This is a genomic window from Nitrospirota bacterium (assembly GCA_016194305.1).
Classification (GTDB): domain Bacteria; phylum Nitrospirota; class Nitrospiria; order JACQBW01; family JACQBW01; genus JACQBW01.
In genome coordinates this window covers 67,334-88,318 of record JACQBW010000037.1, presented here as the reverse complement: position 1 = coordinate 88,318, position 20,985 = coordinate 67,334, and the positions used below count along the sequence as shown (strand labels likewise).

19 protein-coding genes and 1 tRNA gene are annotated in these 20,985 nt (G+C 45.4%); 6 read left to right on the top strand and 14 right to left on the bottom strand.

The window, feature by feature from the left end; translation table 11 throughout:
* Positions 1 to 148: 148 nt before the first annotated feature.
* From HY200_11225 to HY200_11210, 4 genes are all read right to left on the bottom strand, one after another.
* Positions 149 to 220 (bottom strand) — tRNA-Val (locus HY200_11225).
* Positions 221 to 279: 59 nt separating this feature from the next.
* On the bottom strand, positions 280 to 861 hold the full coding sequence (pyrE, locus tag HY200_11220; GenBank protein MBI3595517.1) for an orotate phosphoribosyltransferase: 582 nt from the start codon (positions 859 to 861) through the stop codon (positions 280 to 282).
* Between the two features lie 10 nt (positions 862 to 871).
* Positions 872 to 1,261 (bottom strand): CBS domain-containing protein, encoded by a 390-nt coding sequence (locus tag HY200_11215; GenBank protein ID MBI3595516.1) that lies wholly within the window; start codon positions 1,259 to 1,261, stop codon positions 872 to 874.
* A 5-nt stretch (positions 1,262 to 1,266) separates the two neighbouring features.
* Positions 1,267 to 1,818, bottom strand: a complete 552-nt coding sequence (locus HY200_11210; protein MBI3595515.1) for a hypothetical protein — start codon at positions 1,816 to 1,818, stop codon at positions 1,267 to 1,269.
* 310 nt (positions 1,819 to 2,128) lie between these two features.
* On the opposite strand from HY200_11210, the gene HY200_11205 reads away from it, so the two are divergent.
* From HY200_11205 to HY200_11190, 4 genes are all read left to right on the top strand, one after another.
* Entirely contained in the window at positions 2,129 to 4,675 is a 2,547-nt protein-coding gene (locus HY200_11205; protein ID MBI3595514.1) for an HAD-IC family P-type ATPase, read from the top strand.
* 20 nt (positions 4,676 to 4,695) lie between these two features.
* On the top strand, positions 4,696 to 5,853 hold the full coding sequence (locus HY200_11200) for a 2'-deoxycytidine 5'-triphosphate deaminase (protein MBI3595513.1): 1,158 nt from the start codon (positions 4,696 to 4,698) through the stop codon (positions 5,851 to 5,853).
* 152 nt (positions 5,854 to 6,005) lie between these two features.
* Positions 6,006 to 6,569 (top strand): YfiR family protein, encoded by a 564-nt coding sequence (locus HY200_11195; protein MBI3595512.1) that lies wholly within the window; start codon positions 6,006 to 6,008, stop codon positions 6,567 to 6,569.
* Between the two features lie 9 nt (positions 6,570 to 6,578).
* A complete protein-coding gene (locus HY200_11190; GenBank protein MBI3595511.1) occupies positions 6,579 to 9,026 on the top strand; it encodes an EAL domain-containing protein in 2,448 nt (815 codons plus the stop codon).
* Positions 9,027 to 9,072: 46 nt separating this feature from the next.
* On the opposite strand, the gene HY200_11185 is transcribed toward HY200_11190, so the two are convergent.
* Both HY200_11185 and HY200_11180 read right to left on the bottom strand, forming a co-directional pair.
* Positions 9,073 to 9,999: a hypothetical protein gene (locus tag HY200_11185; protein MBI3595510.1), complete on the bottom strand. Its 927-nt coding sequence runs from the start codon at positions 9,997 to 9,999 to the stop codon at positions 9,073 to 9,075.
* Positions 9,989 to 10,372 (bottom strand): rhodanese-like domain-containing protein, encoded by a 384-nt coding sequence (locus HY200_11180; GenBank protein MBI3595509.1) that lies wholly within the window; start codon positions 10,370 to 10,372, stop codon positions 9,989 to 9,991. The genes HY200_11185 and HY200_11180 overlap by 11 nt, the downstream gene beginning before the upstream one ends.
* Before the next feature lie 406 nt (positions 10,373 to 10,778).
* On the opposite strand from HY200_11180, the gene HY200_11175 reads away from it, so the two are divergent.
* Positions 10,779 to 11,612 (top strand): ankyrin repeat domain-containing protein, encoded by an 834-nt coding sequence (locus HY200_11175; GenBank protein MBI3595508.1) that lies wholly within the window; start codon positions 10,779 to 10,781, stop codon positions 11,610 to 11,612.
* A 20-nt stretch (positions 11,613 to 11,632) separates the two neighbouring features.
* Here the strand turns inward: HY200_11175 and HY200_11170 are convergent, their stop codons facing one another.
* Together HY200_11170 and HY200_11165 are read right to left on the bottom strand one after the other, a co-directional pair.
* Positions 11,633 to 12,808 (bottom strand): response regulator, encoded by a 1,176-nt coding sequence (locus HY200_11170; protein MBI3595507.1) that lies wholly within the window; start codon positions 12,806 to 12,808, stop codon positions 11,633 to 11,635.
* Between the two features lie 246 nt (positions 12,809 to 13,054).
* The gene (locus tag HY200_11165) at positions 13,055 to 16,099 is read right to left on the bottom strand and encodes a sigma 54-interacting transcriptional regulator (protein MBI3595506.1); all 3,045 of its coding nucleotides are present in this window, start codon (positions 16,097 to 16,099) and stop codon (positions 13,055 to 13,057) included.
* Positions 16,100 to 16,530: 431 nt separating this feature from the next.
* Here HY200_11165 and HY200_11160 point away from each other — a divergent pair, with 431 nt between their 5' ends.
* Positions 16,531 to 17,340 carry a hypothetical protein gene (locus tag HY200_11160; protein ID MBI3595505.1) on the top strand — a complete coding sequence of 270 codons (810 nt, stop codon included), beginning with the start codon at positions 16,531 to 16,533 and terminating at the stop codon, positions 17,338 to 17,340.
* Between the two features lie 9 nt (positions 17,341 to 17,349).
* Here HY200_11160 and HY200_11155 read toward each other — a convergent pair whose 3' ends face one another.
* The 6 genes from HY200_11155 to HY200_11130 all read right to left on the bottom strand — a co-directional run bounded on the left by HY200_11155 (position 17,350) and on the right by HY200_11130 (position 20,980).
* Positions 17,350 to 18,747: an acetyl ornithine aminotransferase family protein gene (locus HY200_11155; protein ID MBI3595504.1), complete on the bottom strand. Its 1,398-nt coding sequence runs from the start codon at positions 18,745 to 18,747 to the stop codon at positions 17,350 to 17,352.
* Positions 18,748 to 18,957: 210 nt separating this feature from the next.
* The gene (locus tag HY200_11150) at positions 18,958 to 19,416 is read right to left on the bottom strand and encodes an Rrf2 family transcriptional regulator (GenBank protein ID MBI3595503.1); all 459 of its coding nucleotides are present in this window, start codon (positions 19,414 to 19,416) and stop codon (positions 18,958 to 18,960) included.
* A 25-nt stretch (positions 19,417 to 19,441) separates the two neighbouring features.
* The gene (locus HY200_11145) at positions 19,442 to 20,062 is read right to left on the bottom strand and encodes a DsrE/DsrF/DrsH-like family protein (GenBank protein ID MBI3595502.1); all 621 of its coding nucleotides are present in this window, start codon (positions 20,060 to 20,062) and stop codon (positions 19,442 to 19,444) included.
* Between the two features lie 24 nt (positions 20,063 to 20,086).
* On the bottom strand, positions 20,087 to 20,323 hold the full coding sequence (locus HY200_11140) for a sulfurtransferase TusA family protein (protein ID MBI3595501.1): 237 nt from the start codon (positions 20,321 to 20,323) through the stop codon (positions 20,087 to 20,089).
* 54 nt (positions 20,324 to 20,377) lie between these two features.
* Positions 20,378 to 20,632, bottom strand: a complete 255-nt coding sequence (locus HY200_11135; GenBank protein MBI3595500.1) for a hypothetical protein — start codon at positions 20,630 to 20,632, stop codon at positions 20,378 to 20,380.
* On the bottom strand, positions 20,633 to 20,980 hold the full coding sequence (locus tag HY200_11130) for a DsrE family protein (GenBank protein MBI3595499.1): 348 nt from the start codon (positions 20,978 to 20,980) through the stop codon (positions 20,633 to 20,635).
* Positions 20,981 to 20,985: the final 5 nt, after the last annotated feature.

The window sequence follows — 20,985 nt, the reverse complement described above, 5'->3', positions numbered from 1 at the left end:
TGGGTCATAAGGATATGCGGATGACTCAACGATACGCCCACCACACCGTTGAATCTTTACGGCATGGCGTTGATGTTCTTGGTCATACTTTGGTCATACCTGAGGGTACAAGGGCAGGAGCAGATCGTGTAAGTGCTTGAGAAATCAATAGGCGATGCAGGTCTCGAACCTGCGACCTCTGCCGTGTGAAGGCAGCGCTCTACCGCTGAGCTAATCGCCCGAAATCATTCAACCTGATTTTACAAGGTTGAAAATGAAAAATCACCTAAAATGACGCGATTATTTTTTTGAGGAATAATAGGAAAACAGCTCTGATTTGGTAAACAAGGCTTCAAAATTCCGAACCCGCTTCAGGACTTCCTCTTTGCCTCCTTCTTCCCGGTCGACCAGAGCAAAGACTTTTACGATTTCAAGACCCGCTTCTTCGGCTTTCGTGATCGCATCAAGCGTACTCTGACCGGTAGTTACAACATCTTCAACAATGACCACCCGCTTTACTCCTTCCAGCTTTCCTTCGATGGAATATTTCATGCCATGTTCTTTCGGTTTCTTTCTGATCACAAAGGATTTGATCGGTCTTCCTTTTTGAAAACTGATCATGGAGACCGCAAAAGCAATTGGATCAGCTCCGAGAGTCAATCCTCCAATGGCATCCAGTTGAATCCCCGACATTTTACTAAAAAGAATCTCTCCGATGAGATTCATCGCTTCAGCATTGTAGGTGGTTTTTTTACAGTCGATGTAGAACTGGCTGGTTTTTCCGGAAACAAGACGAAATTGAGGCGTTTCGGAATATTGAAAAGAGTCTTTGACCAGGATCTCCATCAGCCTTGTCCTGGCAATATGAAGAAGGTCGTTCATGCTTGGAAAATTAAGCCCAGAAGGTTTTGTCGGGATAAACGGGCCGTATCAGGTCATACATCGATATAATTCCGACTATTTTGGTTCCGGAAGTGACGGCAAGATGTCGGGTATGATGCTGAAACATCATGTCGCTGGCGTCGTTATCGGTCTTATCTTCATCGATCAGAATAGGATTCCCCATGACATCGTTAACTTTGGTCACATACGGGTTCAGATCTTTGCCCAAAACTTTGCGTACGATGTCCGCCTCTTCAAGTATGCCGACAATCTCATCCCCTTTCTGAACCAGGAGGCTTCCAAGCTTCTTTTCAGCCATGACATTAATCACCTCCCGGATTGTTTTCTGGGAATCGACCTTAAAGATGTTCTTGGACATGATCTGCTTGATTTTGACCATTGGTTCTATTCTCCCTTGAATTTAACGCCTGGTTTTCCCTCCCGATGCCAATCGACTCTAACAAATTTATCGCCAGCTGTCCAGTGGTAGGTGATCTCTCCTTTAAATGCGCGTTTCACCTCTCTTCCGATTCTTTGGGCAAATCGTTCGTTGGTCGTATGAATTTCAAGGGAATGACCCAGATCCTTAAGTGAGATGATTCCATCTAAAGGATTGACTTCTTTGGATTTTACCTCCAGGTTTCGGATCAGGTGGAGAACTTGATCTTTATGGATAGTCAAGAAGTCTCCGTTTAACTTTACAATCCCTCCCGGAAAGTGGTCGGCAGTTTTTCGACAGGAGGGACAGATCGTTTCCTTCAATTTCTCTTTGGGCAAATCAAGCACAACCGCATGTTCTTTAGAATACCATTGCTTATGATGATAAACAGATTGACAGGATTCGCATTTTGCCGGCTCAGACAATCCTTTCGATGACAAATAGGATTCCTTTACTTTAACTTCTGTCCCTCTCTTGATCTGTGGAGCGCGATGTTGCACGACATTTTTATGTCCCATGTCCCTCTCCTTTGAAAGTGGTTTTTATTTTATAAAGAGCAAAGAACATGCCCAAATATTGGAAAACTGTTCAAATTTAAAAATATCTCACCTTAGTTTTCAATAAGTTCCAGAGGTCAAAATGAAAAAAGGAAGAGACAGACGGATTTAAAATGAAAGGTGTCTAGACTATTGGACGGCCTAAAATAAAAATCATTTTAAAACAGTTATTTTTGATCGTTTCAAGGATGTACAGTCAATTAGGCAGCGGCGAAACATTTCACCGATTGATATTCAAAGAACAATTTCCTATAGTAAACAGATGAATGCCATGAATTCTGATCCCGAACTCTTCCCCCTGAAAGGAGTTTCCGCTGTAGAGGCTGCAAATCGCCTTCAGCAGGAAGGTTTTAACGAATTGCCATCGGATCAGTCCGGGACGATTTGGAAACTCCTCCGAGGCGTCTTAAGAGAGCCCATGTTTCTTCTTCTGCTTGCGGCAGGAACGATTTACCTGATTCTCGGCGACAGAACAGAAGCCATGACCTTATTTATATCGATCTCCGGAATCATCGGAATCACGCTCTATCAAGAGCGAAAAGTGGAGAAGGTACTCAGTGCATTGCGCGATTTAACGAGTCCGAGAGCCCTTGTGGTTCGTGACGGAAATGCAATTCGTATTGCCGGGAGGGAAGTCGTTCGAGGAGATTTGCTGATCATTGCCGCCGGGGACCGCGTTCCAGCGGATGCGCTTCTCTTAAAGAGCGGCACTGTCCTGATGGTGGATGAGTCGCTGATAACCGGGGAATCAATGCCTGTCGGAAAAGGTGTCGGAGGAAACAAAAATGACCTGGATTCAGAAGGGATGGAAAATTCATCTTATCTTTTTTCAGGTTCATTGGTTGTTCAGGGGAAAGGTTATGCGGAAGTGACAGCGATTGGTTCCGCAACCAGACTCGGCCAAATTGGAAATGAGTTACGTGTAGAAAGTAACCACAAGACTACCCTTCAGCAGGAAATCGGCCGACTCGTTAGAAACATTGCTGTTATTGGCATTCTGGCCTGTCTTTGCGTGGTTCTTCTCTACGGGATGATTCGGCAAAACTGGTTAGAAGGTGTTCTGGCTGGTCTTACCCTTGCCATGGCAGTCCTTCCTGAAGAATTTCCCGTGGTTCTGACCGTTTTTCTCGCGTTAGGGGCCTGGCGAATTTCCCGGAAGAGAGTTTTGACCCGGCGTTCTTCGGCAATTGAAGCGTTAGGGTCCGCGACAATCCTTTGTGTCGATAAGACGGGGACACTCACTCTGAATCGGATGGAAGTGAGGTCGATCTATGCACCAGGAAACGTCATTCATCATCTTGGAGGCGATCCCGACGCCATTCCGGACGAATTTCATCCCCCTTTGGAATACGCAATACTTGCCAGCGACATCGATCCCTTTGATCCAATGGAAAGGGCGTTCCAGGAGACAGGGAATAAATTGCTGGGGAAATCGGAACATCTTCATTCAGACTGGACGCTGGTACGCGAATATCCGCTTGAGCCTGAATTGCTGGCGATGTCACAAGTCTGGAAAGGCCCGGACCAGGAGATCTTTGTTGTGGCAACGAAAGGGGCTCCGGAAGCGATTGCTGACTTGTGCCATCTTCCTGAATCCGAGAAAACTGAACTGGCAATTCAGACCGAGAAAATGGCCGGCGAGGGATTACGTGTCCTCGGCGTTGCAAAATCCGAATTCCGGGGAGAGCCCTGGCCGCGGCTTCAGCATGATTTCGAATTTAGCTTTGTCGGGCTCATAGGCCTGGCAGATCCCCTTCGTCCAAACGTTCAATCCTCCATTGAGGAATGTTATTCGGCCGGAATACGGGTGGTGATGATGACAGGGGACTATTCGGTAACGGCATCCGCTATTGCGCGTCAGGCAGGGTTGAGGCCGGCTGACGAAATTCTGACAGGTCACGATCTACAGATCATGCGAGACGCGGAATTGAACGCCCGCACGGTTCGCACGAATATTTTTGCCCGAGTCGTTCCCGAACAAAAATTGCGGCTGGTCAACGCATTTAAATCCCGGGGTGAGATTGTTGCAATGACGGGAGATGGCGTGAATGATGCCCCGGCGTTGAAAGGAGCCGATATTGGCATTGCCATGGGAAATCGGGGAACCGATGTGGCTCGTGAAGCGGCCGCCCTGGTTCTTCTGGACGACGACTTTTCATCCATTGTGCAGGCCATCAGGGAAGGGAGGAGAATATTTGATAATCTTCAAAAAGCGATGTCCTATCTTCTCGCGGTGCATATCCCGATTGTGGGGATGTCCGTGATTCCCCTGACGCTTGGATGGCCTCTGATGTTCACGCCGATTCATATTGTGTTCATGGAATTTATAATCGACCCGGCCTGTTCAATCGTTTTTGAATCGGAGAAGGAAGAGGCCAATATCATGAAGCGGCCGCCCCGATCTGTCCTTGACCCGATTTTCAGGAAAAAATCTCTTTTCGTCCTTTTTATGCAAGGTGCCATCGTATTTCTCATCATATTAGGACTATACGGCTATGCTTTAAAACTTGGATGGGATGAGCGTCACGCGCGTTCGATCGCCTTTACGGCATTAATCGTGTCAAATTTGGCTCAGATCTTTGCAAACCGATCGATGAACCTCACGCTAAAAGAAACGCTGATGAAGCCGAATCCCGCATTATGGGGCGTGGTGGTATTCACCCTTTTTTTTCTCGCAGTAGTCCTATACACGCCTTCCTTGCAGGGTCTGTTTCAATTCTCACCCCTTAACCCAATGGAGATGACGGGCGCGTTCCTGGCTGGAATGGGGACCATCATCTGGTTCGAACTCTATAAAGTCGTTGACTTGAAGGGTTAATGGAATTAGACTTTGCCGCAATGGATCAGAATAAACCGTCACTCTTTCCTAACCTGGAAAACGATCTTCGCTCTTTTCAGACAGCAGGAATTCTTCCATCCCAGGAAATTAAGAAACTGATTCTCTCCGGCGCCATTGTCTCGCAAACGTCCGTTTCAGAGAGTCAAATTCAGCCGGCGAGCATGGACTTGAGACTGGGACCTGTCGCCTATCGGGTTCGGGCAAGCTTTCTTCCGGGCGAGGGATTAACGGTTAAAAACCGGCTCGAACAGCTCTGTATGCATGAAATTGATCTGACCCGGCCCGCTGTTTTGGAAAAAGGATGCGTCTATATCGTCCCTTTGATTGAAGAGCTGGCGCTCCCTTCTGAACTTTCTGGAAAGTCGAATCCCAAAAGCACGACGGGACGACTCGATGTCTTTACCCGGCTCATCACAGATTATGGGACGGAGTTCGAACGAATTCGATGCGGGTATTCTGGAAAACTCTATGTTGAAATTGTCCCGAGAACGTTTTCCATTCTTGTTCATGAGGGAACCCAGCTGAATCAGATCCGCTTTATTCAGGGGAAGCCGCTTTCTTCGGATGAAAACCTGACCGACCTGGACAAGAAAGAGAAGCTGGTTTATAAAGAGAATAGTCCCGACCAGGCCCTGATTTCGAACGGCCTCTGGATTTCGATCGATTTGATCGGGGGGGAAGACTCCGGTATTATCGGATATCGGGCCAAGCCTCATACTCCGATTATAGATTTTGATCAGATCAATTATTACGATCCTCTTGAATTCTGGGAACCGATTGAAAAGCCGAAAAAGGGCTATATCATTCTTAATCCCGACGACTTTTATATCCTTGCTTCTAAAGAAAAGATCCGCGTTCCGACAGATTACGCTGCAGACATGGTTGCATATGATCCTTCCGTAGGAGAATTTCGGATTCATTATGCTGGATTTTTCGACCCCGGTTTTGGCTATGGCAAAAACGAAATAAAGGGAACCCGGGCGGTGCTGGAAGTCCGTTCCCACGAAGTTCCTTTTCTCTTCAATGATGGCCAGGTGGTCGGCCGGTTAATTTATGAAAAACTCCTCGAAATACCCGAAAAGATTTACGGTTTGAATATCGGTTCTTCCTATCAGTCGCAAGGCATTTCGCTCGGAAAACAGTTTAAACGCTTCTAAGTCTTCCCTTCCGCCTTTTCGCTACCACGCCCATGTCATTTTATGCCAGTTGTATCGAATAATTGGCCCGATGTCCGATTTGACACTTCATGAACCTAAGGTTAAATTATATTTAAGAGGTCCCGAACGTAAAGGAAGATCCGGGGAACCTGTTGAACTTACTCCAGTCAAGAAGGAAAGCCATTCTTCTAAAAAGTGCTTTTATTTTTACAATCTGTCTCTTCTCGATTTTTTCTGGATTTGAAAAGGCGAGGGGAGAGACTTATTCCGGAGAGTACCGGATGAAAGCGGAATATATTTATAATTTTCTCAAGTTTATTGACTGGAAGTATCGTCAAAAGGGCGATTTCGTTTTCTGCGTGGCCGGAAAAAACCCCTTTGATTCTGATTGGGAGGTTTTTGGTAAAAAACAGATCCGGGGGAAAAAGATTATTTTTGGCCAAAGCGCACATACGGATCCCACCCGCTGCGATATCCTGTTCGTCAGTTCTACCGAAGCCAGTCACGTTTCAGAAATGATCAAGGAGATTGGGAATTCGAGGATACTCACGATAAGCGATACGGATGGATTTTCCGAAAAAGGAATTATCATTAATTTACGGAATGAGACCGGAAAGATCCGGTTTGAGATTAATCCCGAAGCCGCGGAAAAAGCTGGAATTAGAATCAGTTCAAAACTATTGAATCTGGCGACAACGGTTCATACGACACCTTGATGGGATAGCATGTTTATATCAAAGACCCGGTCAATAAAACAGAAATTAATGATCACCAATCTGATCACGGTGACTCTTCTCCTGGTCCTGGTCTGCATCGGGCTGATTGCGAACGAATTTGTCGGTTTCAAGAAATCGTTGGTCAAAGCGCTTACGATTCAGGCCAAAATGATCGGAAACAACAGTACCGCGGCCCTGTCATTTAATGATCAAGAGGCTGAAAAAGAGATCCTGTTTACGACGATTTCCGCATCCAATATTGTCGTTGCCGCCATCTATAAAGAGGATCGGCCCTTTGCACGTTACCAAAGAGACCTCGATGGTCCTGTTTCTAATCCCAGTTCACTGGAGGCGGGTTACCGATTTGGCCTAAATTATCTGGAAATAGTTCAGCCGATCCATTTCCTGGATGAAACAATCGGGACCATTTACATCCGATCCGATCTCAAGGAAATGTACGCGCATTTCCTGCTTTATACGGTTACGATCGCAGGAATCATGACGATTTCTCTATCGACCGCTTTTATCTTATTGTCGCGATTTCAAAAAGGAATTACGGCTCCCATTTTTGATCTGACAAGCCTCATGAAAGAGATTTCAAGGAAGAAGGACTATTCGCTCAGATCCGGGATTCAAACGGGAGATGAGTTTGGAATTCTGGCAGAAGGATTTAACGGCATGCTGGAACAAATCCAGCGCCGGGATGTTGAGCTAGAGCGGAACAAGACCGATCTCGCAAAGATTAATGAGGACCTCCGGGAACGGGAAGAGGGACTGAGAAAGATTTTTGAAGAAGGTCCATTGGGAATGGCCCTGATCAGCCTGGATAACAATATTATCAGGGTCAATCCCATCCTCTCCCGCATGTTGGGATACACCGCGGAGGAATTGACCCGACTTTCCCTGATCAATATTTCTCATCCAGATGAAACTGACGATTGTCTGATTTATTCAAAGAAACTCATTCAGGGAGATATCCCAACTTACAACATTGAAAAGCGCTACGTCAAAAAGGACGGAACCTATATTTGGGTAAATTTGACCGCATCTCTGATTCGAGAAAAAAACGGGAACCCCCTTTATTTTATCGGGATGATGCAAGATATCACCGAGAAGAAAATGCTCTATGACAAACTGAAACATGACGCCTCCCATGATGGATTAACCAATCTTTCTAACAAAACGCTTTTCCTGGAAAGATTAGAAGGAGCGATTTCTCATTCAAAACGGGAAGATAATTTCAAATTTGCGATTTTATTCCTTGATCTTGACCGCTTTAAGAATGTGAATGACAGTTTTGGCCATGTGGTCGGAGACCATCTTCTGCAGAGCGCGGCAAGAAGGATAAAAAAATCGCTTCGCGCTTACAACACCCTGGCCCGGTTGGGTGGAGATGAATTTGCCATCTTGCTTGAAGATATTAAAGACGATAAAAACCCGATTGTCGTTGCGGAACGGGTGAGAAAGGAGTTGGAGAAATCTTTTAGACTGAACGATCAGGACGTGTTCATTACGGCAAGTATTGGAATCGTGCTGAGTAGCGCAGGATTACATAATGCGGAAGAGATGATCCGCGACGCCGATATTGCCATGTATCAGGCTAAACTGGATGGAAGAAACAGGTATGTGATCTATAACGAAAAGATGCATGAAGAGATAAAATTAACGCTGAGACTGGAGAATGACCTGCGGCATGCCATTGAAAAGAACCAGTTCCTGCTTCATTATCAGCCGATAATTTCAGTCGTCACGGGTGATTTAGTTGGATTTGAATCGCTTGTCCGGTGGCAGCTTGCAACCGGAGAATTGGTTCCGCCCATCCGGTTTATTCCTGTTGCCGAGGAGACAGGTCTTATTTTGCCGATCGGAAAGTGGGTATTTAAGGAGGCCTGCCGCCAGATCGCTATCTGGAAGGAGAAGTTTCCATTCGATCCCCCACTCACGGTGAGCATCAATCTATCTAGCAAACAGATGAAACCCAATTTAATCGGAGAGATCTCTGAAATTCTTGAAGAAGCACGAGTGAGTCCTGAAAATGTGAGGGTGGAGATTACTGAAAGCATTATTATGGAAAATCCTGAAATTTCCTCCCAGATCCTTCTCGAACTCAAAAAAATGAATATCAAGGTCTATTTCGACGATTTTGGGACCGGATATTCGTCATTGAGCTATATCCATAAATTTCATATGGATGCGTTGAAAATAGATCGTTCTTTCGTCAGTACCATGTGTTCCAATACGAACGCGATGGAAATTGTTAAATCGGTCATCGCGATGGCCCATTCTCTTAAAAAGTTTGTCATCGCAGAAGGGGTTGAAACTGCCGAACAACTTGAAGAGTTGAAAAAACTGAATTGCGAATATTTCCAGGGATATCTTTATTCAAAGCCCCTGGATGTCAAAGCGGTAGAAGCCCTCCTTAAACGAAACTCGTTGATTCTTAAAAAGGCCGTTTGACGAAATCGCCCTTTCGTTTGGGTCAGAGATACCGAGGGGAAAAATCCTATTTTTTTTCAGGTTTGAACAAACTTTTCCATCTTATGCCGTTATAGTGAAAAATCGTGCCGCCGTCTCCGATCGCAAAGAGGTGGTTGGAATCTTTTCCCCAGATTCCGCGAATCGGATCTTGATACGGGAAAGCCATTCTTTTCCAGCGATTTCCATTGTAACGAAGGATCATCCCGTTGTCCCCCGTCACATAGACATCCTCACCGGAACTCCCCCAGACGGCCCTGAGAAGATCGGTTACGCCGCTATCCATGGGAGACCAGCTCGAACCATCAAAATGAAGAATGACCCCCGCGTCACCGACTAAAAAGAGGTCGTCAGAACGGCTTCCCCAGATTCCGACATAGTGGCTCTCCTTTGGGAGCAGGACCCTCTGCCAAACTTGACCGTTAAAATGTAACAGCGTGCTTCTCCCGCCGCACGCATAGACATCTGCGGGAGAACTCCCCCATATATTGAAGAGAAGATTTTCAGTGCCGCTCGAAACGACTGACCATCGGATTCCATCGTAATGGACGATGGTTCCCCGGTCTCCAACTGCATAAATGTTTTCCGGAGAACTCCCCCAAATGCCGTTCAAATCATTTGTGATTCCGGTTTCCATTTTCTCCCATCGGGTGCCGTTAAAATGCAGAATTACGCCGTTATATCCGGCTGCAAAAATGGCATGGGATGAAAATTGAAAGACAGCTGAAAGCCAGGTTGCGGTTTGATTTTCGACCGGAGACCATCTTGTTCCATTGAATCGAGAGATGGCACCATATTCTCCCACGACAATAAGGTCGTTTGAGGCGCTACCGGAGATTCCGGTCCATTCCGTCCCGGGCGAAAAATCTCTTGCGGGAAGAACGGCTGGTGAGAAGAGGCTATATAACAGCAATACGGCGAGGCGTGATAGAATTGCGAAAATCTTATTTAACAATTTCTCCGCGCCATTTTTTCATTCCACCGATCAGGTTGTAAACCTCCGGGTAATTCATTTTGGCAAGCAGGGTTCCGAGCTCGTGGCCCATGGGTCCGCCGTGGCAGACAAAAACAATTCGTTCCTGGGGCTGAAGTTCTTTGAGAACTCTTGATTTAGCCGGTTCAAAGGGAATATTGATGGCCCCTTTTATATGTCCTGCAGCAAACTCGTCAGGTTCTCTGACATCGACAATTCGAATTGCTTTTCCATCGGCCATCATGACTTCAAGCGCCTTGCCATCGATTTCATTCAAATTGATGGCAAGCGTCGTGACAGAAATAAAAGAGAGGACAATCGATATTAACAGGGGTTTGAGAAATTTCTTATTCATTTCAGTTCCTCCGGGCATTTGATCCATTCTTCATGGTTATTATCATACCTGAGTTCTAAATTCCACCAAAAACCGGTCCATTTTCGGCCCGAGCACTTCAAAATATGAATTCAGAATAACCGGTCAACACGTACCTTTTTGAGCGTCGAGCTCGTTTGAGGAAGAAAAGAGGAATAAATTGGCCGGGCTGCCAGAAACCGGGTACATTTGGGCCGAAGGTCCACTCGAGTCTCGTCTCTCATAGACCCATAACCCTATAGAATAATGCTATTTTATGAGTCCACAGGGGAAAAATATAAATGGAACAATATTTGCTTAAGATATATTGGGATTTAAATCATATGATCGGTCCATTTTGATTTTTCAAGTCCGAACCGGGCCGATAGTAAATGAAAGGTTAAATGAAATGAAAGAAGAAGAATATTCTTGTATTGATTTTAAGCCTGTCGCTCTGTTTTTTATATTGTTTTTTGTTTCAGGTTATTCTGAGGCAGATGCCGGCTCTATGTTATCCAAGAATCCTGGAATTTCGGCACGTCAGGCTTTTAAGGCAATCGAACAAAATCAGATTGACACGCTGAATAAATATTTGAAGAAAGAGCCAAAGTTGGCTCAAATAGAAAATGACGAGGGAAGTACGCTTCTTCATAAAGCCGTGGCCAAAGACCATAAAAATATCGTGCGCCTCCTTCTGGATTTTCAAGCAGATATCAATGCCGAAGACCGAGACGGGGACACTCCTCTTCATATAGCCGTTACGGTGGGAAACGGAGAAATGGTGGATCTATTAATGAATCATCTTGCAAATGTGAATGTCCGGAATCATGAGGGTGAAACACCCCTCCATATCGCAGTTGAAATCGGTAGAAAAGAACTGGTCATACAATTTCTGGAACATCAGGCGGATATCGGGGCGGAAAATGAAAGTGGAGAGACCCCCCTCCATTGGGCAGCAGAAAAAGGACAAGAGGATATTGCAGACATACTGTTAAGAAATGGGGCCAATGTAAATGCAACGCGGAAAGATGGCGAAACACCCCTTCATCTGGCGGCAGGATGGGGAAGCCTCCGAATGGTCAACATCCTTCTGAGTCATGGAGCGGAACCGAAGGCTCAAAATCAATCTGGAGAGACTCCATTTAGTCGAGCAATAGACTATGAGAACAGACAGGTCTTGCTTTCTTTTATTTCCGCAACAAGAGAAGTCTTTTTAGAAGACAGCGCACTCTTTTACAAGTAATGCTCTTTTTCTGTCTTGAATTACGAAGACGGTTTAAGTTCCATGACCTCATGAAGCAAGCTGCCCATCTCATGGACAGAATAGGGCTTCCTAAGAGCTCCCGAGAAACCGTAATATTGACATAGGCCTTTAGCCGAATCATAAGTATAACCACTTGATAAAATAAACTTGATTTGGGGGTCGATTTCTTTTGCCTTTTCTAGCATTTCAATTCCGGTCATCTCTCCCGGGAGATTCAGTTCGGTTATAATAAGTTCAAATGACCGATCCAATTCTTTTGCCCGTTTTGTTTTGATTAGTCCTTCGGTTCCGGTTCTGGCAATTTCAGAATCATAACCAAGATGTTTGAGCATTTCACTTGCGACCTGCAGGACGTTCTCCTGATCATCAATAACCAGGACTCTGCCCTGCCCTTTAATCAAAGTATTTTTCTCTTTCACAAGGGTGGATGACCTTCGAATGACCGCTGGAATGAAAAATGAAAAAATCGTTCCGGTTTTCAGACTCGATTCTGCTGTCATGGTTCCACCGTGCCTTTGAATGATTGAATACGAAGTGGCAAGTCCCAGGCCATTACCGCTGGACTTTGTTGTGAAGAAAGGTTCGAATATTTTTGGAAGGTCTTCTTTCGGGATTCCGTATCCATGATCCCGTATCGAAACTTTAACATATTTCCCTTTTTCCAATAAAAGACCGTTTTCCTTCGGATTCGCGACATTCATATTTTCGGCATGGACCTGAATGACGCCTCCCTCGGGGTTTGCCTGTCTTGCATTAATGACTAAATTTTGAATCACCCGGGTAATCTGCGATTCGTCGATTTCGACTGGCCAGATATTTTTCGAAAAAGCTAACTGACATTGAACAGGATAGCCTCTCAAAACAAATGGAACGGTGAAACTGAGCAATTCAGTTATTGACGCGATCTTTTTGACCGGAGGCCTTTCTCTTACAAAAGTGAGAAGCTGGGAAGAGAGCTCTTTTGCCTGAAGAGACGCCTTTTCTGCCTCGGTCAACCTTTCGAAACACCAGTCATCTTCTCTTAATTGTGACTTGACGAGCGAGATGTTTCCGAGAATGGATGTCAGCATGTTGTTAAAATCATGAGCAATACCAGCAGTAAGGAGACTTATTGCCTCCAGTTTCTGGACTTTACTGATAATATCATCCAGATCTTCATTTTTTTTTGAATCCATAGTACGACTCCTTCTTGAAAGTCAGTGACCCAATCAAGTCGTTTTGCAAATTTCAACTGGATCTAACGATTACGTACCTGGTAATATAGCAAATGATATGCCACAGGAAGTTTTTCCAAATAAATGGATTCAACTCATTGAAAATAATTAGTAATTAGGAATTTATTGAATAAATGAGAATTTCGCAGAATGTAGTAAAGACAAACTTCTACTGGCCAAATAAGACCATTTGGCTAGATATGGCCATCAAGATCTGGGTGGGATACCGAGTTTTTGCATCTTTGCGCGCAACGTCGATCTTTTCATTCCAAGGAGCTCTGCCGCTCCCTTGGTTCCAGCGATGACCCAATTGGAAGCCTTGAGAGCACGCAGTATGTGTTCTCTTTCCGCTTCCTCCAAAGTCCCAATATTACTCATTCCCGCTTTAGAAGAAAGGTTTCTTGAGTCCACAACATCTTCAGAGACCATCGGGCCTGCATTCTCTGAAGTTCCAATCGGGTTAAGTTCAGATAGCGGAACTTGAAGAGTCGTTCCCGGAGAAAGTATAACCGCCCTTTCGATCAGGTTTTCAAGTTCTCTGACGTTTCCTGGCCAGGAATAGGCTAAAAGGGATTTCATGGCGAATGCGGGAACATTTGAAATCTGCTTACTCATTCGTATTGCATGTTTCTCGGCAAAATGATGAATTAAGATGGGAATATCCTCCTGGCGATCCCTGAGTGGGGGAACGAGAATGGGAAAGACCTTTAGGCGGAAATAGAGGTCACTTCGAAATTCCTTTCTTGCGACCATTTCATTGAGATCACGATTTGTCGCTGCGATAATCCGGACATCCACTCTAATAGTTTTCGAACTTCCTAACCTCTCAAACTCATGTTCCTGAAGGACGCGAAGGAGTTTCGTCTGGAGTTCCAGGGGAATATCTCCCACTTCGTCCAGGAACAGGGTCCCCTGATGGGCCAATTCAAACCTGCCGACCCTCTGAATAAGAGCACCCGTGAAGGCGCCTTTCTCATGGCCAAAAAGTTCGCTTTCTAGCAGACCTGCCGGAACTGCGCCGCAATTTATTTTAACGAAATTGCGGTCTTTTCGCTTGCTTAAACGATGAATTGCTCTTGCGATCAGCTCCTTGCCCGTTCCCGTTTCGCCCAATATCAAGGCCGATGAATCTGTAGGCGACACGATTTCCACCTGTTTCAAAACATTTCTTATTGCGCTGCTCTTACCGATGATCTCCCCAAAATTGTGTTCCAAACTGATTTCGGCTTCGAGATACAGCTTTTCTTCTGAAAGCTTGTTTTTGAGTTCCGTAATTTTCCGGTAGGCAAGGGCATTGTCTATTGCGATTGCACACTGACTTGCGATTTGTCGTAAAAAATCGACATTTTCAGAATTAAATGTATCTGGCGAACGGCTCCCTGATATCAGGATTCCAATGAACAAACCGTGCGCGAGCAGCGGCAGACAATAAAGAGAATCAATCTTTTCTTTATGGAACACCTGGTATAATTCGGGTGGAAACAGGTCCTTCGAAACAGAATTAACATGAACGGGTTTTAACAATTCCAGCACCTCGGTTAACGCTGATCCATCTTCAAGGATCAGAACCGAGTCGTGCATCATGCCTTCCTGACCCGTATACTCAAGAAAATTGAGACGAAGCTGTTTCTTTTCCGAGTCATACAAAGTGATACTGACTAAATCAGCTCGCATGAACCGCAGCAAACCGGGACGAATGGCCAGGTACAATTCCTTTAAGTCCAACGTGGAGATCATCGCATTGCTGGCTTCTATTAAGTGTTTTCGACGGGAAATATCTTCCATCGTCCCGTCATAATGGTGAACACGGCCGCTGGCATCTCGAATCGCCTTGGCATTGATGGTTACCCAGGTGAAGGATCTGTCCCTACGATAAAAACGGGTTTCAAAGTCCTTGACATATCCTCGTTCTGCCAGTAATCGAACAAATTCTTTCCGGTCTTCAGGATCCACGTAAAGGCTTGTGACATCCTGAACAGATTTGAACATTTCTTCCGCTGAGTTAAAGTCCAGTAGCGCAGCCTGGGCGGGGTTAACCAAAAGAGGCTTCCCGTCCGGAGTACTTTGAAAAATTCCCTCCACGGCATTTTCAAAAATATTCCGATACCTTTCATCGGCATTTCGAAAGGCTTCTTCAAATTCCTTTCGTTTGGTAATATCCTCATTCGTTCCCTCATAGTAAGATACTTTGCCCAGACTATCGCGAACCGTCCGGACACAGGCCGAGACCCACATCACACTTCCGTCCTTTCGAAAAAACCTTGTTTCAAAGCCTTTTACAAATCCCTGTTCATCGAGGAGGCGCTTGACCTCGGTTCTGTTCTTTGAATCCACATACAGCTCGGTAATATCCGGGACCAATCGGATCATCTCTTCCGGAGAATCATAACCATACATGAAAGCAAATGCGGGATTGACCAATAATATACTTCCGCTCGGGGTGGTCTGGAACATTCCTTCCACCGCATTTTCAAAGATATTTCGATAGCGTTCTTCGGCTTCCTGAATCGCGTCCTTCGCCTTCGTGAGTGTCAGGAAGTCACTTTTCCGGTCCTGGATTAAACTGAAGCTCATCATCAATGTGACAAAAACAAAAATGAATCCGCCGAAATAGATGGAATGGATCTTTCCGAGATCAATTAAAACCCCCCAGATTCCAGAAAGTACAAAAAGGACTGTGCTAAGACTTAGTGTGAGAGATAGGAGAAATTTTCCTTTTTGGTAAAGAATCAGGGATCTCCATCCCATAAAAAATAGTAATCCAAAATGAATCGACCTGAAAAGTCCATACCATATCGTTGGGACACCGGAAAATTGTTTCAGCTCTTCCCCCCATGCCATACGAAGGGGAGCCACCTCCTCCAAAGTTGAAAACTTAAGGCTGTGAGGGGAATTCAAATTAACAGGTATCAATATACCGATGAAAATCACTAAAAGGATGACCCCTGGCGTCATTCTTCGAAATTCCGTATAAATACTAAAAAAAAGATATCCAGACAGAAAAGCGCCGCACATGAAGAGTATTTGAATTTTTGAAAAAAATGATGCCCCGGCTAAAGTATTGGCGTGATAATAAAAAGAATTCGTGATCTGAAAACAAGCGATAAAGAAAGAAAAGAATGCCAGAGATAAATTGAGGGAAATACGATCTTTATTAAAAACAGCAATGATCGAGTGGATCGTTGTATAGAGCGCAAGTCCTGCACTCAGGTAATAGGAGGTAAAGACAATTGGAAAGGTATTCTCTTCCATTTTTTCATGCCCGGATAAGCGGTTAAACTTTGTCGGAACAATTCTATGGAAAGGATCGAATCAGACTCTTTTTAAGAGCAGATCAGAGACCTCTTTTTGGTACCGTATCTTATCACGAAATCGACATCGAACTCGACAACGAATAGCCGCAATTCAGGTTGGCCGAATCCGCCTCAAACGAATACGATTGGTGCGTGAGGACCGGAAAATACTTATAAGATCAAAATAGAATCATTTTCCTTTACCTTGATTATAAAGAGCGATTATAATGAGGCCCGTTTGAACGGGGTCATTTTATGCCCCCAATGCCTCCGCATTCAGCCTCTTGATCAAAATAGAAATTCCGGATTATGGAATCTTTTCCTGGCTGTCAGATATGGGAAAGGGCCGTTCGGGAAGTAAAGGAAGTCTCTGAAATAAGGTGAACTGGAATGAATGGGATACAGAATCTGATACGAATCGTTGTTATTTTTCTTCTTTTATTTTTGACAGTGAGGCAATTTAACGCTGAATCTGCCTCGCAAGTTCAGGTTGATTCAAAATTATATTGTCCCTCTAAAGAGGGCAGGGCTGTCGATTCTTTTTGGCAGGCGAAAATTCTTGCCGATAATAAAAAGATCAGGGAGGCGCTCGATTTTTACTTGAAAGCCATTGCCATCGATCCGGGATTTTGTGACGCAATGGATCAGGTAGGAACGATTTATCAGAAAGGAGACAAGGTGGATGAAGCGATTTATTGGCACCAGAAAGCAATCGAAGCCAATATGAAAGATGCATCCGCCCATACACAGCTCGCAGCCGATTTTCGATTACAGAACAGGATTCGGGAATCTGCCGATGAATATAAGATGGTCATTGAAATGGAACCCCAGAATCCGGAAGGGTATTATGGACTCGGCTCGGACTACCTGACAATCGGAAAGAACGAAGAGGCACTTCGCGAATTGAAAACAGCCGAAAAACTCTATTTGGAAAAAAAATCTCCTTACCTGAGCCATGCACGCTATTCCATTGGCCTGGCACAATATTTCTTAAATGACTGCCGTTCGGCAATTTCCTATCTTGAACCGATTTATTCCGAGTATAAAAACGACCCAAACATCAACTATTCACTCGGCGTCTGTTATCTCAGAGCAAAAGAACGCGAAAAAGGAAAGCGTTACCTGGAAAAGGCCGATTCGCTTGGAATGGAACAGGCGGGTAATCTGCTCGAAATGATTGAAAATGGAGAAATAAAATGAGCCGATTTTTCAGACGACCTTTTTAAGAGGGAATCTCTTTTGTTCCGTTTCATAAAGAGCCTCTTCAAAAAGAGAAAGGGCTTCATCCGCCTCTTTGAGCGAAATGATCACCGGGGGGATGAAGCGAATTGTATTCTCGCCACATCCGACAATCAAAAATCCTTTTCTAAAGCAGGCCTGGATAACCTCGTTTCTTTCTTCTATCGCTCTTTCCTTGGTCTCTCGGTTTTTCACCAGTTCAATGCCAATCATGAGTCCGAGTCCCCGGACATCTCCGATAAGGCGATACTTCGATTTCATGGTCCTAAGACGTTCGAGGAGATAGTTACCCATTCGTGCGGCGTTATCCATCATCCCATTTTTAAGAAGTTCAAGTGTTTTCAAGGCTGCCTCGCAGGAAATCGGGTGACCTCCAAAGGTATTTGCATGCGAACCCGGTCCCCAGGCCATCAGTGATTCACGTGAAATCGTAACGCCCAGCGGCATTCCTGATGCAATTCCCTTTGCAAGGGTAACAATATCGGCGGATATTCCGAAATGCTCCATGGCCAAAAAGCGCCCGGTTCGACCGGAACCTGACTGAACTTCATCGGCCACGATCAAAATACCGTATTCATCAGCTATAGTTTTGAGTTTCTTAAAATAGTCGGGAGGAGGGACGACATAGCCCCCCTCTCCCTGAATGGGCTCGACAAATATTGCGGCGACTTCATCGGGAGGAATTGTCGTTTTAAGGATTTCTTCTTTGATCGTATCGACGCAGGCGACCTGGCAGCTGGGATACTTCAAATTAATCGGACATCGATAACAATTGGGATAGGGAACATGCGTGACACCCGGCATCATTGGAAAAAACGATTTTTTCTGTACCGTCTTACTCCCGGTCAGAGCCAGCGCACCCATGGTCCTCCCATGAAAAGCACCTTGAAAGGCGATAAACTGCGGCCTTTTGGTAGCGAATCGCGCCAGTTTGAGCGCGGCCTCGTTGGCTTCGGCTCCAGAGTTGCTTAAAAAGACTTTGTGAGGCAACATGGCGGGCATCATGGCTCCGATTTCTTCGGCAAACCGGATTTGAGAAGAATAATAAAAATCAGTTCCTGACATATGAATGAGTTTCTTTGCTTGTTCGGTAATGGCGTTCACGATTTGTGGATGGCAGTGCCCTGTCAGGGCCGTTCCGAGGCCGGAAGTAAAGTCGAGATACTCATAACCATCCACATCGGTAACTCTGACGCCGCGGCCCGATTGCACCACAAGTGGATAGTAGCGGGTGAAGGAGTTGGAAATAACTTTCTCATCGCGGGCGACCCAATTCAGGGCGTTTGGACCGGGAATACTTTTTTCCGTTTTTACGCGTTTAACGGGTACCTTTCGTGCGCTTAATTTCTTTTTGTTCTGTTTCTTCATTTTCTCCTCCGTTAGATTAGCGTCACGCCTAAATTATCCCTCCCGATTCGCCAGTTGTCAAAAATCGATCGAAGGGCGGATGGCCTGGTTTAGGGTCGGAATTTTTATGAAAGAGGGAAAAGGTGCGAAAAAGAGAGGAGTATAGCGGGCAGACATAGAGATTGAACGGTTATTTAAGGAGCAGTCAGGAACGAAACGAAAGAGGTCTGCCTAGATATGGAACATCATGGTCTTATGATGTTCCGCAGCACGGTATCGTTCGGCAAGCTCCTGAAGGGTCTGACGATTCAAAACCGTCAGGATCGCGTTCCGGACCTCCGACCAGACCTCCTTCAAAACACACCCGGGAGGTTCTGTCGGCTGTAAGCACTGTTTATCTTCCCCTTCAGAAATGCAGATCATGGGGGAAAGCGAACCTTCAATGCTCTGGACAATTTCTGCCAGCGTAATCTCCTTCGGAGAACGCGCCAGGAGATAACCCCCTTGAGCGCCCCGGATGCTTTCCACGAATCCTCCGTTCTTCAGAACGCTCATGACCTGCTCCAGAAACCGGAGAGGGATTTGATGTCTTTTGGATATGGTTCTGACCTGCAGGGGGCCTCTCCCTTCGTTAAGGGCCAATTCAAGTAGTGCCCAGACTCCGTATTCTGCTTTTGCCGAAAATCGCATAGGTCCAGATGAACTCGAATTAAAGTTAAACAAACATCGGGATATCGGCTTCGGCGGCGTAATCAAGAAAAGTTGCGGCCCCTCCGATTTCAATCCCGTCGATTAAGTCGGATTTCTTTACACCCATCACATCCATTGTCATCTGACATCCGATGAGGCGAACTCCGCACTCCTGGCAAAGTTCAATTAACTCCGGGACCGTTGCAACGTGGGCCTTGGTCATCCAGCTTTTCATCATGAGCGTTGCCATAGCAGTCATCCCAGGGAGGGCACCTATAAAATTTGGGACCGGAATTGGCATTGCGGGATTCGCCAAAGAGGGAACCTTCAAATGTCTGAATTTTTTCTTATTGATGATGTCGAGTCCATAAAAGGTAAAAAAGATTGCAGCCTCCATATCGAGAGCCGCCGCGGTCGAGGCAAGAATTAGGGGAGGATAGGCCATATCCATAGATCCTTTTGAAGCAACGATCGCAAATCTCTTTTTTCGGGATTCTTCCTTTTTAAATTTTGCCTCCAGTGCGGCCAATCGTGCCTCGACCAGGGTGTTTACCTTTTGTTCGATCCAGCCATTGAGTCTGATTTCAATGGCCTCTTTGAGTTTCTCATCAACAAGTTCCTGAACTTCTTTATTCACAATAGACATATTCTTACCTCCAAGGCAGAAAAATTATTTGATTTTCTTAATGTAAAAGATATAGGCGCCGTGATCTTCCTTATGTTCAAGAAGTTCCTGTCCCGTTCGATGGCTCCAGGCGGTCATGTCGTTAACCGACCCGGGATCGGTAGCAGTCATTTCCAGGATTTCCCCCAGTTTCATTCCGTCAATTATTTTTTTTGTTTTGATCACAGGTAAAGGACAGCTTAAACCTTTGCAGTCCAGTTTGACGTTCGGTTGTAATGACATGATGATCTTCTCCCCTATTTTCTTATGGCAAACACTTTTTAAGGAGTCTCGACTTCACCAGACAATCGTCCGTTCATATTCCGCGACGAGCTCTGCCACTTCGTCGTACGAGAGCGAACGAACCCTTTTTTCAATCTGCCGGGCCGCGAGGTCTTCGCGGCAAGCGAAAAGTGGAACTGTTCCAATCTGATAGTCCCCATAAACGGCATCTTGCATTAACAGGACCGCAATATCTTCTTCGCGAGAGGCTTCGATGACCGATCGAACCAGAGGGTCATTAATTGTTCTTATAATATGAAGTGTTTTCATTTAATACGGTATGACCAGCTCAGCCTGATCGATAATGTCAATCATTTCTCTTTTTGATTTCTTTCTAAATTCTCCTCTAATCGCAGAACGAAAAGGGGAAGGAATCTCTTGCCAGTCGACATGGCCCGTTACTCCGCAAAGTTCCATCGCCTGAATATACTGCTCTGCATCCGGTCGTTCCACCGTTCGAGCCCTGAAGGGAAGTGCGTTCCAAACGCCCTCTTCCATGAGTAGGAGATCCACCCGGTTTCCTTCAAGGGTAAGCCCGATACTTAAACGGAAGGCTTCCACACTCTTGAGGGTATTCAAGGGTGAACTTCGTATGATCACTGCGACATTTCTTGACAATTTTA